The organism is Streptomyces sp. NBC_01465, assembly GCF_036227325.1.
Classification (GTDB): Bacteria; Actinomycetota; Actinomycetes; order Streptomycetales; family Streptomycetaceae; genus Streptomyces.
This window is the reverse complement of sequence record NZ_CP109467.1, coordinates 2,743,547-2,760,728: the sequence shown is the minus strand read 5'-3', so window position 1 is coordinate 2,760,728 and position 17,182 is coordinate 2,743,547. Positions and strand designations below refer to the sequence as shown.

General features: G+C 69.9%; 15 protein-coding genes. 7 read left to right on the top strand and 8 right to left on the bottom strand.

Features of this window, described 5'->3' with window-relative positions:
• Nucleotides 1-15: 15 nt before the first annotated feature.
• Nucleotides 16-813 carry a sugar phosphate isomerase/epimerase family protein gene (locus tag OG707_RS12700; protein ID WP_443071484.1) on the top strand — a complete coding sequence of 266 codons (798 nt, stop codon included), beginning with the start codon at nt 16-18 and terminating at the stop codon, nt 811-813.
• Nucleotides 814-883: 70 nt separating this feature from the next.
• Here OG707_RS12700 and OG707_RS12695 read toward each other — a convergent pair whose 3' ends face one another.
• Nucleotides 884-1,459: a hypothetical protein gene (locus OG707_RS12695; RefSeq protein WP_329117544.1), complete on the bottom strand. Its 576-nt coding sequence runs from the start codon at nt 1,457-1,459 to the stop codon at nt 884-886.
• A 134-nt stretch (nt 1,460-1,593) separates the two neighbouring features.
• Between OG707_RS12695 and OG707_RS12690 the strand changes: the two genes are divergently transcribed.
• The 3 genes from OG707_RS12690 (at nt 1,594) to OG707_RS12680 (ending at nt 5,925) form a co-directional block, all read left to right on the top strand.
• Nucleotides 1,594-4,890 (top strand): AfsR/SARP family transcriptional regulator, encoded by a 3,297-nt coding sequence (locus tag OG707_RS12690; protein WP_329117542.1) that lies wholly within the window; start codon nt 1,594-1,596, stop codon nt 4,888-4,890.
• Between the two features lie 209 nt (nt 4,891-5,099).
• Nucleotides 5,100-5,336 carry a hypothetical protein gene (locus OG707_RS12685; protein WP_329117540.1) on the top strand — a complete coding sequence of 79 codons (237 nt, stop codon included), beginning with the start codon at nt 5,100-5,102 and terminating at the stop codon, nt 5,334-5,336.
• Between the two features lie 40 nt (nt 5,337-5,376).
• Nucleotides 5,377-5,925 (top strand): hypothetical protein, encoded by a 549-nt coding sequence (locus OG707_RS12680; protein ID WP_329117538.1) that lies wholly within the window; start codon nt 5,377-5,379, stop codon nt 5,923-5,925.
• Nucleotides 5,926-5,936: 11 nt separating this feature from the next.
• On the opposite strand, the gene OG707_RS12675 is transcribed toward OG707_RS12680, so the two are convergent.
• From OG707_RS12675 to OG707_RS12665, 3 genes are all read right to left on the bottom strand, one after another.
• Entirely contained in the window at nt 5,937-6,446 is a 510-nt protein-coding gene (locus OG707_RS12675; protein WP_329117536.1) for a hypothetical protein, read from the bottom strand.
• A gap of 35 nt (nt 6,447-6,481) precedes the next feature.
• Nucleotides 6,482-6,946 (bottom strand): VOC family protein, encoded by a 465-nt coding sequence (locus OG707_RS12670; protein WP_329117534.1) that lies wholly within the window; start codon nt 6,944-6,946, stop codon nt 6,482-6,484.
• 73 nt (nt 6,947-7,019) lie between these two features.
• Complete coding sequence (locus OG707_RS12665) at nt 7,020-7,730, bottom strand: DUF7674 family protein (RefSeq protein WP_329117533.1); 711 nt, start codon at nt 7,728-7,730, stop codon at nt 7,020-7,022.
• Between the two features lie 30 nt (nt 7,731-7,760).
• On the opposite strand from OG707_RS12665, the gene OG707_RS12660 reads away from it, so the two are divergent.
• Nucleotides 7,761-8,195 carry a GNAT family N-acetyltransferase gene (locus OG707_RS12660; protein ID WP_329117532.1) on the top strand — a complete coding sequence of 145 codons (435 nt, stop codon included), beginning with the start codon at nt 7,761-7,763 and terminating at the stop codon, nt 8,193-8,195.
• 12 nt (nt 8,196-8,207) lie between these two features.
• On the opposite strand, the gene OG707_RS12655 is transcribed toward OG707_RS12660, so the two are convergent.
• The 3 genes from OG707_RS12655 to OG707_RS12645 all read right to left on the bottom strand — a co-directional run bounded on the left by OG707_RS12655 (nt 8,208) and on the right by OG707_RS12645 (nt 10,788).
• Nucleotides 8,208-8,675 carry a DUF937 domain-containing protein gene (locus OG707_RS12655; RefSeq protein ID WP_329117531.1) on the bottom strand — a complete coding sequence of 156 codons (468 nt, stop codon included), beginning with the start codon at nt 8,673-8,675 and terminating at the stop codon, nt 8,208-8,210.
• 219 nt (nt 8,676-8,894) lie between these two features.
• Nucleotides 8,895-9,830 carry an alpha/beta hydrolase family protein gene (locus OG707_RS12650; RefSeq protein WP_329117530.1) on the bottom strand — a complete coding sequence of 312 codons (936 nt, stop codon included), beginning with the start codon at nt 9,828-9,830 and terminating at the stop codon, nt 8,895-8,897.
• 55 nt (nt 9,831-9,885) lie between these two features.
• Complete coding sequence (locus tag OG707_RS12645) at nt 9,886-10,788, bottom strand: ribokinase (RefSeq protein WP_329117529.1); 903 nt, start codon at nt 10,786-10,788, stop codon at nt 9,886-9,888.
• 120 nt (nt 10,789-10,908) lie between these two features.
• On the opposite strand from OG707_RS12645, the gene recD2 reads away from it, so the two are divergent.
• Nucleotides 10,909-13,125 (top strand): SF1B family DNA helicase RecD2, encoded by a 2,217-nt coding sequence (gene recD2, locus OG707_RS12640; protein ID WP_329117528.1) that lies wholly within the window; start codon nt 10,909-10,911, stop codon nt 13,123-13,125.
• Nucleotides 13,126-13,318: 193 nt separating this feature from the next.
• Nucleotides 13,319-14,608: a citrate synthase gene (locus tag OG707_RS12635; protein ID WP_329117527.1), complete on the top strand. Its 1,290-nt coding sequence runs from the start codon at nt 13,319-13,321 to the stop codon at nt 14,606-14,608.
• Nucleotides 14,609-15,009: 401 nt separating this feature from the next.
• Here OG707_RS12635 and OG707_RS12630 read toward each other — a convergent pair whose 3' ends face one another.
• Complete coding sequence (locus tag OG707_RS12630) at nt 15,010-17,124, bottom strand: heavy metal translocating P-type ATPase (protein WP_329127759.1); 2,115 nt, start codon at nt 17,122-17,124, stop codon at nt 15,010-15,012.
• Between the last annotated feature and the right edge of the window lie 58 nt (nt 17,125-17,182).

The following is a 17,182-nucleotide window of genomic DNA, read 5'->3' as shown; positions in this document are numbered from 1 at the left end:
TTCTCGATCAACCAGATGACGGTGAAGCAACTCCCGCTCCCCACCCTGGTGGAGGCCTGCGTCGACCTGGGCATCCCGGGCATCGGCCTCTGGCGCGAGCCGGTCCAGAACTACGGCGTGGAATCGGCGGCGAAGCTGGTCAGCGACGCGGGCCTGACGGTGACGACACTGTGCCGCGGCGGCTTCCTGACGGCGATCGACGCAACGGAACGCGCGGCAGCGATAGCCGACAACCGCAAGGCGATCGACGAGGCGGCCACGCTCGGCACGGACACCCTGGTCCTGGTCTCGGGCGGCCTCCCGGCGGGCTCGAAGGACCTGCACGGAGCGCGGGAGCGGATCGCGGACGCGATCAGCGAACTCGCCCCGTACGCGGCCGAGCGCGGCATCCGCCTGGCGATCGAGCCGCTGCACCCGATGTACGCGTCGGACCGCTGCGTGATCTCCACCCTGACCCAGGCCCTGGACATCGCGGAGCGCTTCCCGGCGGACCAGGTGGGCGTGGCGGTCGACACGTACCACATCTGGTGGGACGACCAGGCTCCGGCGCAGGTGGCGAGGGCGGGTGCGGCGGGCCGCATCCACACCTTCCAACTCGCCGACTGGACAACGCCGTTGCCCGAGGGCGTCCTGAACGGCCGTGGCCAGATCGGCGACGGCGCGATCGACATGCGCGAGTGGCGCGAGCGGGTGGACGCGGCGGGCTACACGGGCGCGATCGAGGTGGAGCTGTTCAACGACGTGCTCTGGGCGAGGGACGGCCTGGAACTCCTGAAGGAGACGGCGGACCGCTTCGTCGAGCACGCGCTGTAACTCCGCACCAGGTTCCGGCCCGGCATCCGTGGGGGGTGCCGGGCCGGTGTCATACGGCGCGCACCTCGCATCACCCCGCCAACCGACCCCGGGCGTCCTGCCGTTCAGGGCGGGCTTCGCGTGTCAGAGGGAACGATGCTCCGGCCGGCCAGAGCCGGTCCTCGTGGTCCACGCGGCAGCCGAGCCGTTCCGGCAGGCCCCGCAGGAACGCGACCGCGGCAGCGGTGAGGCGGACCCGGCCGGTGCCGAGGCGGGTGATGCCCTCGGGGCCGGCGAGTGCGGTGAGGCGGGTGATGTGGCGGCGGGGCAGGCCGGCCGTGTAGGTGGTGTGGGAGCCCGCGGTCAGCTCCAGGGCGCGCAGCACGTCGCCGAAGTAGGCGTTGTCGAGAACCGCGCGTACCGCCGAATCGGCGCTGAACAAGCCGGAATCCACCAGGTCGCAGGCGAAGATCCGGCCGGGGCGCGACCGGGCGTAGGCGTACCAGGTTCCGGTGCGGGACGGGATGACGTACCCCACCGGGTAGCCGCCGGGGAGGCCGTCGGCCAGGCATACGTACAGGATCTCGGCGGCGTCGCTGCGTTCCTGGGCGAGGAAGAGCCCGCGCTGATTCAGCAGTTCCGCCAGAGCCCGGTCAACTACAGTCATGTTCGTGATCCTTCCGCGGGTCGACGGCGGCGGCCGTTCCCCTGTGTCGGCCGCCGCACTGGTGCACCGTCGCGGAAGATGCTGCGGATTCGCTGAATTCTTGATGTTGTGCCTGGTGGGGCGGGGGATGCAGGGTGGGCTCGGGATCTCGGCTGCGGCTCTCGGTCCTCGGGCCGGTGCGGGCCTGGCGCGACGGTGTGCGGCTGCCCCTCGGACCGGTCCGGCAGCAGGCGGTGCTTGCCGCGCTCGCGCTGCGTCCGGGCCTTCTGGTGAGTCGTGAGCAACTGCTCGACGCGGTCTGGGGTGACAGGCCGCCGCAGTCGGGCCACAAAGTGCTGCCCAGCCACGTGTACGGGTTGCGCAAGTCGCTCGACGAGACAGGTGCCGGGCCCGCCGAGTCGCTGATCCGCGGCGAGCGCGGGGGCTACCGGTTCGTCCGGGACGGGGTGCGCCTCGATGTGGCCGATCTCGCCGACCGGGTCGAGAGCGCCCGGCGTATGAAGGCGGCCGACGACACGGCCGGCGCGGCGGGTCAACTGCTGGAGGCACTCGGCCTGTTCGACGGCGAACCGCTGGCCGGACTGCCCGGACCGTACGCCGAAGCCGAAAGGCAGCGGCTCCTGCAGCGCCTGCGTACGGTCCGCATCGAGCGGATCGACTGCCTGGTGCTGCTCGGCCGCCACGCCGAGGCCCTCGAGGAACTCGTCGCGCCGTCCGCCTCCGATCCGTACGACGAGTCACTGCTCGCTCTGCGCATGCGGGCGCTGTACGGCAGTGAGCGGCAGGCCGAGGCGCTCACCGCGTACGAGGAGATGCGCTCACGGCTGCGTGACGAACTCGGCGTCGATCCGGGCGAGGAGCTCCGCCGGGTGTACGAGTCGGTGCTGCGCCAGGACGGCGTTGCCCCCGCCGGCTCGGCCCCGCCCCCGTCGGCACACGCAACGGATGCCGCACCCTCCCCGGCGGAACTCCCGCACATCACCCGGGGGTTCGCGGGCCGCTTCGACGAACTCGCCCATCTGGACGGCCTGTTGACGCCGACACGAGCCCAAGGGCAGGCGAACACCGTGGTGATCTCCGCCATTGGAGGTGCTGCAGGCATCGGCAAGACGGCCCTCGCCGTGCACTGGGCGCACCAGGTCCGTGACCGTTTCCCCGACGGCCAGCTGTATGTGAATCTGCACGGATTCGACCACGAGCGGCCGCCGCTCACGCCCGGCGAAGTCCTCGAACTGCTGCTGCGCAGCCTGGGATTCGAGGCGTCGCAGATACCGGCGGACGGCGAGGCGCAGGCACGCGCGTACCGGACCCTGACCGATGGCCGGCGGCTGCTCGTACTGCTGGACAACGCGGCCTCCGCCGAGCAGGTGCGCCCGCTGCTGCCGGGCAGCCCGTCCTGCTGCGTCGTCGTCACCAGCCGCAACCGGCTCGGCGACCTCGTGGCCCGCGACGGAGCACGCGCCCTGGCGCTGGACGTCCTGCTGCCGGACGAGGCTCGCGCGCTGCTCGTCGAGGCACTCGGCGCGGACCGGCTGACCGCGCAGCCGGACGCGGCCGACGAACTGATACGGCTGTGCGGCGGCCTGCCGCTGGCGCTGCGCGTGGCCGCCGCACGACTTGCCGGTGATCCGGGGTTCGGTGTGGCCGATCTGGTCGGCGAGATGTCCGAGGGCAGCCGCCTGGAAGCGCTCGCTCTGGACGAAGACGCGAACTCCCCGCTGCGGGTGGCCTTTTCGGTGTCGTACGGATTCCTGGCCCCTGAGGCGCAGCGGCTCTTTCGGCTGCTCGGCCTGTTTCCCGGTCCGGAGTTCACCGCGCCGGTTGCGGCGGCTCTGCTCGACATCGAGCCGACGCAGGCCCGGCGGCTGCTCGGGGCGCTCGCCGCGGCCCATCTCATCGACCACGGGGCGACGGGCCGCTACCGGTTCCACGACCTCCTGCGGGAGTACGCGCGGGAGTGCGCACGGGCGGAGGAGGCGGAGGCGGACCGAGAAGCCGCGTTGAAACGCGTCCTGATCTGGTACGTACACGCCACCCGGGCCGCCGCAGGCACGTGGTTCTTCCCGGAGCTGCCCGACAGCCTCGACGGGGGCGAGCAGCGGGGCCTGCCGACCGCAGCCGAGGCCAGAGCATGGCTGGAGGCGGAGCGGGCCAATCTGCTCGCAGTGATCAATCACGCAAGTCTTCACGGCCCGCACGCCGTCGCCGGATATCTGGTCTCCAGCCTGCTCGGCTACTTCTGGCTCCATCTGTCGCGGGCGACCTGGAGGTCCCTCGCGCAGACGGCACTGGAAGCGACCATGGCTGCGGACGACCTGCACACCCAGGCCGTCATGCACAGCATCCTCGGCATCACCCAGTGGGACCAAGGGCAGCCCCGGCGCGCGGCGGAGCACTGCACACGCGTGCTGGAGATTGGCCGGGAACTCCACTGGCCGGCAGCGGAGGCCATGGCTCTCGGCGTCAGCGGCTATGTGGACTGGAGCACGGCCCGCCTCGACCGTGCGTACGAGCGTCTTACTGCGGGCCTTCGGATCACCGACGAGATCGGGAACCGCTACTTCGAGGCCTTCGGTCTGCTCGGGCTCGGGATGACCGCCCGGGATCTGGGCCGATTGCACGAGGCCGCCGGCCATCTGGAACTGGTCATCAGCCGTAACGCAAAGGTGAGTTGGTGGGACGACAGCCTGGCGTTGCAGGTTCTGGGCGGAGTCTACTGGGAGCTCGGCCGTCTCGCCGACGGCCTGTACGTCCTCGGCCCCAAGGTGACCGCAGACGACGGGGGCGGGTATCGCAGCGGCCGCGCGATGATGCTCGACGCCGCTGCGAAGATCAAGGTCGAACTCGGCCGTCACGAGGAGGCGCTGGCGCTGACGGAGCGGGCCTGCGACATGTTCGGCGACCCCGAGCGCCCGTGGATCCACTCCGGCATCCTCAATACCGTCGCGAGCGCTCACCGCAGTCTGTCCCGCTTCGACACATCCCTGCAGGCCGACCAAGAGGCCCTTGCACTGGCCCGTACGTCGCGCTCCCGACGCGCCGAGGCGGACAGTCTCCTGGGTCTCGCCCTCACCCACGAGCGCCTCGGCCGCCCCGAGGACGCCCGCCGCCCGGCCGACGAGGCGCTGCGGCTGGCCCGTGCGTACGGCTTCCGTGTGGTGGAGGGCCAGGCCCTGACCGTCCTGAGCGCCGTGGCGCTGTCTGAGTCGGCGTACGCCAAGGCCGTCACCCTGGGCGAGGCCTCCCTGACGGCACACCGTGAGACCGGCCACCGCCTGGGCGAAGCCCGCGCCTTGACCGTCCTCGCCCGCGCACTGGGGCCGAGCGACGGCGCCGCCGCCGACCGCCTGCGGCAGCAGGCGTCGGCGATCTACTCGGGTGCGGGCATCCCGGCGGAGGTGTACGAGGGAGGCTTGGGCCACTCGACGTGAGGTCAAGGCCCTTGGCGTGAACTCTGCTCTGTTGCGGATTTTGCCGGTGCCATCACCACCGGCAAAATCCGCAGCAGGGCGTGGGTGTGGCTCTCGAAGCGCGCGCTGTACTTCCGTGCACTGACCACGGAGAGGGCGGCCCGAGGCGTAGATTCGCACCGATGTCATGTGATGGTGACGGGCCGAACGCATGCACTCGGGAGGTCGAAATGGCGGGCCCCTACAAGGAGTTCGAGCAGCGCTTCGCTGCGTTCCTCGCCGAGCGGAACAAGGAGCGCTGGGACGCCGAACGGGCAGGGGCCGCTCGCGAGGCGCGGGAGCAAATGAGGGCTGCACGTGTGTTGGCGCGCCAGGTTTCGCTGGAGGAGTTGGAGCGGCTGCGTGTGTGCGGGCTGATCACGGAGGTGGAGTACAAGAACCGCCTCACGGTGCTCCTGGAGATGTGACACCAAAGCATTGTCAGTGGGCCAGGGCATGATCCCGGGCATGCGCTATACAACCTGGTCCTCGGACCGCATGTTCGTCTCGTACCACCAGTACTACCTGCAGGGCGACGGCTTCCTCACGGAGTACCAGGAATCCGACACGGTCGGGCGGATCTTCGCAGGCAACAGCGTCGTGGCCGGAGGGCCGGAACATCTCACGGTGCGGTCCGGCACGCACACGGGCTGGATACGCCTGACCACCCAGCAGTGCGCAGCCGAGCCACCGCTGCCCGGCCCGGAGTGGGAGACGGTGGTGGACGTGAGCATCTGCAGTACGAGCGGCCAGCTGCACCTGTGCTGTTGGGGCGGCGATGTGGAGGAGGACGCAGGGAACTTCGCGATGGCGGGGGAGGGTTGGTACCGGGTCCGCGTCCAGGCCCGTGGCCGTGACGAGGGCGATGCGAACCAGGGCGACGACCCGGTGGAGGAGCACGTCCTGAGCGTGTGGCCGTCACCGCCGCAGCCCGACGTGGTCCACTCCGCGTCGGACACCTTCGCCCGCGAACACTACGACCCCGCCCGCCCGGCGCCCGAACCGATCCAACCCTGAGGGAGGTGCACTCAGCCGAGGGAGTGTCGCCGGTAGTGCGGATCCGGTGCGCCGAAGTCCAGGCCGTTCTCGTCCAATGCGTTGGAGACGGTGACCCGGCCGCCAGGGAAGAGCAGGCTCACCGCCACCATCCCCGAGGCCATGTCGCGATCGGCCACCCACTCCAAGAGCTCAACGCCCAGGAGGGTCTGTCCTTGAACGGCCTTCAACTCGGGCAGGGGCGCCTGACGCCACCGCAGGTCGAAGTCCACCCAATAGACGGAGAATTCGGGGTCGATGGAGTTCCACGTGATCGAGAGGTCGTCGAACTTCGTGTGATTGATCTCGGTCTGTTCACCCTCGAACTCGAAGAGGACGGGACAGTCGCAGAACCACTCGTCGCTCTCGATGTCCCACACCAGCCACACTCCGGTGAGCACACGACCCACGAGCGCGCGCAGCCGATCGCCCTGGGCGTCCTTGACAGCGTCAATGCCGCTGAGCCACTGCGGTCGGTAGGTCTTTATCCCGAAGTCGAACATCGACCCATTGTGCCTAGGCTGTTGTGCGGGGATGGCTAGGGGCGGAACAACTCCCGGGCCCGGCCGGCGATTTCGTCCGGTGTGAGGTCCTCCAGGTGCGTGAGGAAGACCCAGATGTGTCCGAAGGGATCACGCAGTACGGCTGTCCGGTCGCCATGGAACTGGTCGGTCGGCGGCTGCAGCAGTTCCGCACCGGCGGCGACCGCCCGCTGCGCCAGAGCATCAACGTCATCCACGTAGACGTGCAGCCCCACCGTGGTGCCGCCGACGGCGGTCGGCGCGCTGAACAGCAGGCCCTCCGCGTCGCCCAGCATGATGGTCGACCCCTTGACGCTGACCTCGGCGTGCACGACGCGTCCGTCGGGCCCGTCGATACGGATCAACTCCTCTGCGCCGAAGGCTTCCGCGTAGAAGTCGATCGCCGCAGCGGCACCGTCGATCATGATGTGGGCGATCACGGCGTTGCGGTAGTTCTCGGGAACGGTGGTCGTGGTCGGCATGGCGAGCCCTCTCGGTCGGAGTCTGTCGTTGACCACGAACGTAGAAGCTCAACTTCGATAGAGGTCAAGCAGTTCAGAGCTGTGCATACGGTGCCTGGAGCTGTGCGGATCGGAGCAGTGCGGGAGGCCAGGTCCGGATGAAGGGCGCCATCTGCGGGTCCCAGGGGCCGACCTGATAGACGAAGGATGTGGCGACCATGCTCCGGGTTTCGGCGTCGTCGCAGGTCAGAGCTCGCTCGATGAACTGCATGCAGCGGTTGGTCAGTTCGGTCCGGTCCTGGTTCCAGGCGCTGATCACGAACGGCGTGACGTCGAGTGCCATGAAGACGTGCTGCAGGAGCTCGTACTCGTTGTAGAGATGGATGGCCAAGTCCTCGCGGAGTTCGGGTACTTCGGCCACCAAGGCGTGCAGCACCTTGTCGTACGCAAAGCCCATGGGTTCGTTCGGAGGGCAGGATCCGGCGAGGTGGCGTTCGCAGGCGTAGTCGAATATCTCCTCGGGTGCGCCCGTCCAGGCTCCGGAGGGAAGCGCACCCTCCTGGTAGCGCCTGCCCGGGCAGGTGGTTCGGAAGGCGAAGGTCCAGAAATCCGCATGGGCCGTCTCGCGGAGCCTGCACAGCTTGCCGGGGCGCTCGTGCTCTTCGCCGGCCCAACGAGCCTCCAGGTGGACGAACTCGCCCCGCGCGCGGACGGTCAGGTCCGCGATCTGGGGCCACCGCGCCGCTGCATGCCGGACCAACTGCTGGATGCGGTCCGCCCTGGCCTGCTTGTACGACGTGGTCATGGCGCTCATTGTGCCGATAGGTTCCAGGGCATGAGTGTGGAGACCGAGATCGTTCGCGAGGCGACCGACGAGATCGTGGAGGCGTTCGCGCGCCTCCTGCCGCAGTTGTCGTCCACGGCCGATCCCCTGGATCAGGAGTCGTTGACGCGGTTGATCGGCGCCGGCGTCAACACCCTGCTCGTGGCCCGCGTCGGGGGCGTCATCGTAGGGGCGTTGACGCTGGTCGCGGTCCCCTTGCCCTCCGGGCTTCGCGCCCACATCGAGGACGTCGTCGTCGACAGCGCCGCACGCGGGCACGGGGTCGGCAAGGTGCTGATCGACCGGGCCCTCGCGCTGGCCGCCGACGCCGGTGCCCGTACCGTCGATCTCACGTCGCGGCCCTCACGCGAAGCTGCGAACCGGCTCTACGAGCGCGCGGGGTTCCAGCGGCGGGAGTCGACCGTCTATCGCGTCACCCTCGGCTGACGCGTCTGTCGTCTACTTCTTGCCGCCGCCCAGGAGCGACCCCAGCAGGCCGCCCAGGCCGCCGCTCTTCGCGGCGCCCGTCGTACCCGCCGCCTTGCCCGCCGCCGCCCGCTTCGTCACCACCGCCATGATCACCGGCAGCAGGATCTCGATCCCCCGCGTCACCGACGCCGCCGGGAGGCCCGTCTTCTTCGCCACCGCGTTGGCGATCGGGCGGCTCATCTTCGCGAGCATGCCGCCCATCATCGCGCCGCCCAGGCCGCCGCCCAGCGCGGCCACGCCCTCCAGCTGGGGCTCCGGCTGCGGGACCGGGGTGTCCGCCACCGCCTCCTGGACCTCGCTGCCCGACAGCGCGGACACCGTCGTACCCACGAAGGACTCCGCGCCCGCCGTGTCCGTACCGAGCAGTCCGGCGATCTCCTGGAGCTTGTCGTCGCCGAGCTCGCTCAGGACGTCCTTCTGCATCGAATCGTCGCTCATGGCTGAAACGCTACGACTGACCCGCTATGTCGGCATTCTGGGAGCCCGGGATTCCGGAAAAATTACTCGCCGCATCCGTACAACCCTGTCTGGGTCACGTGGGTCTTACTTGGCATCGGGACTTCCGGGAGGGGATCTGGGGGGATCTGGCAGTCCTGATGGAGGGGGAAACAGGGGAGGGGAATGCGGGAGGGGGCTCGGTCCACGGATCGGGCCCCCTTAAAACGTCCTCCCCGCGAGCCAGTTGGTCAGGACGGCCAGGTAGCCGGGCGCGAGCCGGTCCGTTCCGGGCGTCTGGAGCCGGTGGTCCGCGCCCGGGAAGAGCTCCGTGGTCAACGTTGCCGTGGGGTGGCGGCCGGGACGGCAGGCCGTCGTGGCGTACGCGTGCATGCTGTCCGCCACCGGCACCAGCTCGTCCGCGGCGCCGAACAGCGCCAGATGCGGGCAGCGCAGGTGTGCCGCGTCCGCGAGCGGGTCGTGATCCTGCTTCCGCTTGAGGAACCCCCACAGACGTTCGTCCATGCCGTCCCAGAAGGCGGCCAGGGCGGGTGGATCACCCGCGGCCGCGACGAGCGCCGACACCTCGGCGAAGCCGGCGTCCCGTCGGCCCGCCGCGACGATGCGGTCGTACAGGGACAGGACTCCGGCGACGTCGTCGGTGTCCCGCCGTACGACGCGGGCCAGCGCATGGCGTTCCTGGATCGCCGGAGTCGTTCCCGGGCAGCTGTTGGTGATCACCCACGGCAGGGCGTCACCCTCGGCGGCCGCGGCGCGAAGCGCGACCCAGCCGCCCTCGCTGTGACCGAACACGCCCACCGCGCCGGGCCGGACGCCGGGCTGGGCGCGGAGGAATCGGAGTGCGGCGCGCGCGTCGTCGGCGAGGTCCGCGAGGGTCGCCTCGCGCCAGTCGCCGGAGGAGTCGCCGACGCCGCGCTTGTCGTACGACAGCACGGCGAATCCTGCGTCCCGCAGGTGCCGGCGGATCGGCGGGAAGTACGTGCCGTTGTCCCGGTCGGACGGGCCTGACCCGCCGACCAGGACGATTCCGGGTGCCTGCGACGCGCCCCCGCTGCCCGGGAGCGCCAGCGAACCGGCAAGCGTCACCTGGTCGTTGGTGAAAGTGACGGCATCGTACGGAGTCCGGTCGGTCGGCATGGAGCCAGCCTTCCCGGTCGCGTCAGAAGCAGGCCCCGTATGCGACGGCCCGCCGTCAGAGACCCAGTTCCTCCGCCGTCGGGTACGACTCCTGGGCGCCCGCCCTGGTCACCGCCGCCGCTCCCACCCGTACGGCGAACCCCGCCGCCTCCGCGAGCTTCTCGCCCAGGCCCAGCCGCCAGGCCAGCGCCGCCGTGAACGCGTCGCCCGCGCCCGTGGTGTCCACCGCGTCGACCCGGGGGCTCGGTACGCGGTCGTACGCACCCGAGGCGTCCGCCGTCAGCGCGCCGTCCGCGCCCAGCGTGATGACCACCGACCGCGGGCCCAGCGCGAGCAGCCCCCGCGCCCAGTCCTCCGGCGTCTCGCCCGCCCCGTCGCCCAGGACCACCCTGGCCTCGTGCTCGTTGACCACGAGGGGGTCGCAGGCCGCAAGCAGCTCGGCGGGCAGCGGCATCGGCGGGGAGGGGTTCAGTACGAAGCGCGCGTCGGGCGCCAGCATCCGTACCGCCTCCGTCACCGACTCCAGGGGGATCTCCAGCTGCGCCGACACCACCTTCGCCGCCGCGATCAGCGGGGCGGAGGCCCGGATGTCCTCGGGCGTGAGGCGGCCGTTGGCGCCGGGGGAGACCACGATGCTGTTGTCGCCCGTCGGGTCGACTGTGATCAGCGCGACGCCCGTGGGGGCCCCGCCGACCAGCACGCCCGCCGTGTCGACCCCGGACTCGCGCTGGGAGTCGAGGAGCAGGCGCCCGTTGGCGTCGTCGCCGACCCGGGCGAGCAGCGCGGTGCGCGCGCCGAGGCGGGCCGCGGCGACCGCCTGGTTGGCGCCCTTGCCGCCGGGGTGGACGGCGAGGTCGCCGCCGAGGACCGTCTCGCCGGGGGCGGGACGGCGCTCGACGCCGATCACCAGGTCGGCGTTGGCCGAGCCCACCACCAGCAGGTCGTAGTCCTCGTGCATCTGGGGCCCGCTTTCGGATCGAAGAGCAATGAAGCAGACAGAGTAGGTCAGCCAGAGAAGGTCAGAACGTTTTCCACAGGCCCGCACGGGCTGTCGGACCCGGGCGATAACGTCGGTCACATGTCCAACATGGCAGTGCTGGAAGGGGTCCTGGAGCGGATCACGTACAGCAACGAGGAGAACGGCTACACGGTCGCCAAGGTCGACACCGGCCGCGGCGGCGGTGACCTGCTGACGGTCGTCGGCTCGCTGCTCGGCGCCCAGGCCGGCGAGTCGCTGCGCATGGAGGGCCGCTGGGGATCGCATCCGCAGTACGGCAAGCAGTTCACCGTCGAGAACTACACGACCGTGCTCCCCGCCACGATCCAGGGCATCCGCCGCTACCTCGGCTCCGGCCTGATCAAGGGCATCGGCCCGGTGATGGCCGACCGCATCACCACCCACTTCGGCACGGACACCCTCGACATCATCGAGCAGGCGCCGAAGCGCCTCGTCGAGGTCCCCGGCCTCGGCCCCAAGCGCACGAAGATGATCGCGGCCGCCTGGGAGGAGCAGAAGGCGATCAAGGAAGTGATGATCTTCCTCCAGAGCGTCGGGGTCTCCACCTCCATCGCCGTGCGCATCTACAAGAAGTACGGCGACGCCTCGATCTCCGTCGTCAAGAACGAGCCGTACCGCCTGGCCGCCGACGTCTGGGGCATCGGCTTCCTCACCGCCGACCGCATCGCCCAGGCCGTCGGCATCCCGCACGACAGCCCGGAGCGCGTGAAGGCGGGCCTCCAGTACGCGCTCTCGCAATCCTCCGACCAGGGCCACTGCTTCCTCCCCGAGGAGCAGCTCCTCAGTGACGCGGTGAAGCTGCTCCAGGTCGACATGGGCCTGGTCATCGAGTGTCTGGACGCGCTGGCCGCCGAGGAGGGTGTCGTACGGGAAGACGTGCCCGGCAAGGACGAGGGCGGCCAGGCGACCATCACCGCCGTCTACCTCGTCCCCTTCCACCGTGCCGAGATCTCCCTCGCCTCCCAGGTGGTCAGACTCCTGCGCACCGGCGAGGACCGGATGCCGGCTTTCAGGGACGTGGCCTGGGACAAGGCGCTGACCTGGCTCGCGGGCCGTACGGGGGCCGAGCTCGCCCCCGAGCAGGAGGCCGCGGTGAAGCTCGCCCTGACCGAGAAGGTCGCCGTCCTCACCGGCGGCCCCGGCTGCGGCAAGTCCTTCACCGTCCGGTCGATTGTGGAGCTGGCCCGCGCCCGGAAGGCCAAGGTGGTCCTCGCGGCCCCCACGGGACGGGCCGCCAAGCGCCTCGCCGAGCTCACCGGAGCCGAGGCCTCCACGGTCCACCGGCTCCTTGAACTCAAGCCGGGCGGGGACGCCGCCTACGACAAGGACCGGCCCCTCGATGCAGACCTGGTCGTGGTCGACGAGGCCTCCATGCTCGACCTCCTCCTCGCCAACAAGCTGGTCAAGGCCGTCGCCCCCGGCGCGCATCTCCTCCTGGTCGGCGATGTGGACCAGCTGCCGTCGGTCGGGGCGGGCGAGGTGCTGCGCGACCTCCTCGCGGCGATCAGTCCCGTACCGAATGTGCGCCTCACCCGGATCTTCCGCCAGGCCCAGCAGTCCGGCGTCGTCACCAACGCGCACCGCATCAACTCCGGGGTGCAGCCCATCACTCAGGGCCTGCCCGACTTCTTCCACTTCGTGGCCGAGGAGACCGAGGAGGCCGGTCTGCTGACGGTGGACGTGGCGGCCCGCCGCATCCCGCAGAAGTTCGGCCTCAACCCGCGCAGGGACGTCCAGGTGCTCGCGCCGATGCACCGGGGCCCCGCGGGCGCCGGGAACCTCAACGGGCTGCTCCAGCAGGCGATCACACCCGCCAGGCCCGACCTCCCGGAGAAAAGGTTCGGTGGAAGGGTCTTCCGCGTCGGCGACAAGGTCACCCAGATTCGCAACAATTACGAGAAGGGTGCCAACGGGGTCTTCAACGGCACGGTCGGCGTCGTCACCGCCCTGAATCTCGACGAGCAGACGCTGACCGTACTGACGGATGAGGACGAGGAAGTGGGGTACGACTTCGATGAGCTCGACGAGCTGGCCCATGCGTACGCCGTCACCATCCACCGCTCCCAGGGGAGTGAATATCCGGCGGTCGTGATTCCGGTGACCACCGGCGCTTGGATGATGCTCCAGCGGAACCTGCTCTACACGGCGGTCACCCGGGCCAAGAAGCTCGTGGTCCTCGTCGGGTCGCGGAAGGCGATCGGGCAGGCGGTCCGGACGGTTTCCGCAGGCAGGCGCTTTACCGCACTTGATCACCGGCTGTCAGGTGGTGGCAGGTAGCGGAGATCGTGTGAAACCTCACCCCGCCCTTCCGGAACCGGGGCGAAGAGGGCAGGATGAGCAGGTTGGCGGCACTGAGTGCCGCTGAATAGCCCAATGGGCGACCCCGAGTGCACTCTGCTGAGCCAAGTGGGGGATGGTAGAGACAGTCAGGGCACCTCGAAGAAGAGGCACTACGTCGGTGAGGGATGACGTGAGCGACAACTCTGTAGTACTGCGGTACGGCGATGGCGAGTACACCTACCCGGTGATCGACAGCACCGTCGGCGACACGGGCTTCGACATCGGGAAGCTCCGGGCCCAGACCGGTCTGGTGACCCTCGATAGCGGATATGGCAACACCGCCGCCTATAAATCCGCCATTACCTACCTCGACGGCGAGCAGGGCATCCTGCGTTACCGCGGGTACCCGATCGAGCAGCTCGCCGAGCAGAGCAGCTTCCTGGAGACGGCGTACCTGCTGATCAACGGTGAGCTGCCCAAGGTCGACGAGCTGTCGACCTTCAAGAACGAGATCACCCAGCACACGCTGCTGCACGAGGACGTCAAGCGGTTCTTCGACGGCTTCCCGCGTGACGCACACCCGATGGCCATGCTGTCCTCGGTCGTGTCCGCGCTGTCCACCTTCTACCAGGACAGCCACAACCCGTTCGACGAGCAGCAGCGCCACCTCTCGACGATCCGGCTGCTTGCCAAGCTGCCGACGATCGCCGCGTACGCGTACAAGAAGTCGATCGGCCACCCCTTCGTCTACCCGCGCAACGATCTCGGCTACGTCGAGAACTTCCTGCGCATGACGTTCTCGGTCCCGGCCCAGGAGTACGTGCCGGACCCGGTCGTCGTCTCGGCGCTGGAGAAGCTGCTCATCCTGCACGCGGACCACGAGCAGAACTGTTCGACCTCCACCGTGCGTCTGGTCGGCTCCTCGCAGGCGAACATGTTCGCCTCGATCTCCGCCGGCATCAGCGCCCTCTGGGGCCCGCTGCACGGTGGCGCCAACGCGTCCGTCCTGGAGATGCTGGAGAGCATCCAGGCCGACGGCGGCGACGTCGACGCCTTCATCCAGAAGGTGAAGAACAAGGAGGACGGCGTCCGCCTGATGGGCTTCGGCCACCGGGTGTACAAGTCCTTCGACCCGCGCGCGAAGATCATCAAGGCTGCCGCGCACGACGTCCTCTCGGCCCTCGGCAAGTCCGACGAGCTGCTGGACATCGCGCTCAAGCTGGAGGAGCACGCGCTCTCCGACGAGTACTTCGTCTCGCGCAACCTCTACCCGAACGTCGACTTCTACACGGGTCTGATCTACCGGGCGATGGGCTTCCCCACCGACATGTTCACCGTGCTCTTCGCGATCGGCCGGCTCCCCGGCTGGATCGCCCAGTGGCACGAGATGATCAAGGAGCCGGGTTCGCGCATCGGCCGCCCGCGCCAGATCTACACCGGTGAGGTTCTTCGGGACTTCGTCCCGGTCGAAGGCCGCTGAACTCAAGGCCGCTGAACATCACGGCACACCTGGCCTGAGCCGCTGCAGTAAAGCGGAAAGCGCCCCGCCGTCGATCCCCCCACGGGTCGACGATACGGGGCGCTTCCCATTTCCCCGGTCGGATTCCCCCCACGGGATCCGGGCCGGGCGTCTGCTGGCTGCAGCCGGTATCTGGGTGCGGTCCGCCGGGGTACGCACCAGGCGGGAGGGCCGCTCAAAGCTCCCCGCCGGGCGTGCCCCGGCCAACGCTTGCCTGGAACGTCCCCCAAGACATTCCACGGACGTCCCCCAAGACATCCTTGGCATCGCCCACTAAGACTCACGAGGGGTGCGAATGGTTACCCCCAAATATGTGTGATCCACGTCTCATTCGTGTGCGAGCTGTGAAGCGGAGCGTCCGGTTACGTGAAGGACCGCAGCCGGAGGCTGTTGGTGACCACGAAGACGGACGAGAACGCCATGGCCGCGCCCGCGATCATGGGGTTCAGCAGCCCGGCGGCGGCCAGCGGCAGCGCCGCCACGTTGTAGCCGAAGGCCCAGAAGAGATTGCCCTTGATCGTGGCGAGCGTCCGGCGCGACAGCCGGATCGCGTCGGCGGCCGTCCGCAGGTCTCCCCGTACGAGCGTGAGGTCGCCCGCCTCGATGGCCGCGTCCGTGCCCGTCCCCATCGCCAGGCCCAGGTCGGCGGTGGCGAGCGCGGCCGCGTCGTTGACGCCGTCGCCGACCATGGCCACGGTCCGCCCCTCGGCGCGGAGTTGGCCGATCACCGCGGCCTTCCCTTCCGGAAGCACCCCGGCGTGTACGTCCTCGGGGGCGATGCCGACCTCCGCCGCCACCGCCTCGGCGACCGCCCGGCTGTCCCCGGTGAGCAGTACGGGCCGCAGCCCCAGGCCGCGCAGGTTCCGTACGGCCTCCGCGCTGGTCTCCTTGACCGTGTCCGCGACGGCCAGGACACCGCGCGGCTTCCCGTCCCAGGCGATGCACACGGTCGTACGGCCTTCGGCGCCCGGCGGCGTCTCCGGCACCTCGATGCCCGCCTCGACGAGCAACTGCCCGCGCCCGGCGAGCACCTCGTGCCCGTCGACGGTCCCGCGGACCCCCAGCCCGGGGACGTTCACGAAACCGGTCACCGCAGGAAGCGGACCGGTCCGCTCCTGCGCGCCCGCGGCGACAGCGCGCGCGACCGGGTGCTCGGAGGCGTGCTCCAGAGCCCCGGCGAGCCGCAGCAACTGCGCCTCGTCCGTCCCCAGTACGGGATGAACGGCGACCAGCGCCATCCGCCCCGTCGTCACCGTCCCCGTCTTGTCGAGGACGACGGTGTCCACGCGCCGGGTCGACTCCAGGACCTCGGGACCCTTGATCAGGATGCCCAGTTGGGCTCCGCGCCCGGTGCCGACCATCAGCGCGGTCGGCGTGGCGAGGCCGAGCGCGCAGGGGCAGGCGATGATCAGCACCGCGACGGCGGCGGTGAAGGCGGCCGTGGCGTCCCCGGTCACCAGCAACCACCCCGCGAGGGTGCCGGCCGCGATGACGAGGACGACGGGCACGAAGACGGCGGCGATACGGTCCGCGAGCCGCTGCACCTGCGCCTTGCCGTTCTGCGCGTCCTCCACGAGCCGCGCCATCCGGGCGAGTTGGGTGTCGGAGCCGACCCGGGTCGCCTCGACGACGAGACGCCCCGACACATTGACGGTCGCCCCGGCGACGGAGTCCCCGGCCGCGACGTCCACCGGCACGGATTCGCCGGTGAGGAGGGCGGCGTCCACGGCCGAACTCCCCTCGACGACCCGCCCGTCGGTGGCGATCTTCTCCCCGGGCCGTACGACGAAGCGGTCGCCGACGGAGAGGCGGTCGGCCGGAATCCGTACCTCCGTACTCCCGTGCAGCACGGCCACGTCCTTGACGCCCAGCTCAAGCAGCGCCCGTAGGGCGGCGCCTGCCTTCCGCTTGGAGCGGGCCTCCAGATAGCGCCCGAGCAGGATGAAGGTCACGACCCCGGAAGCGACTTCGAGGTAGATGTCCATGGATTCGCTGATGAACAGCGCCCAGAGGGACCAGACGAAGGCGGCCAGTGTGCCCACCGAGACCAGGGTGTCCATGGTCGCGGCGCCGTGCCGGAGGTTGGTCCAGGCGGCCCGGTGGAAGGGGAGCCCGCCCCAGACGACGACCGGGGATGCGAGGGTCAGCGCGAGCCAGCGCCAGTTGTCGAACTGGAGCGCCGGGATCATCGACATCAGGACGACGGGCAGCGCGAGCACGGCGCACACGACGAGCCGCTGCCGCAGGGAGGCCAGTTCGGGGTCGCCCGCGGGCGTCTCCCCGGCATCGGGCTCCGGGGGTGCGGGCACCTCCGCCGTGTACCCCGTCTTCACCACCGTGGCGATCAGGTCCGCCACCTCGACCCCGTCGCCGTAGACGACCCTCGCCTTCTCCGTGGCGTAGTTGACGGTGGCCTCGACCCCGTCCATGCGGTTGAGCTTCTTCTCGATGCGGGCCGCGCACGAGGCGCACGTCATGCCGCCGACGACGAGCTCCACCTGGGAGGTTTCCACTGACGTGCTCCAAAACGAGACC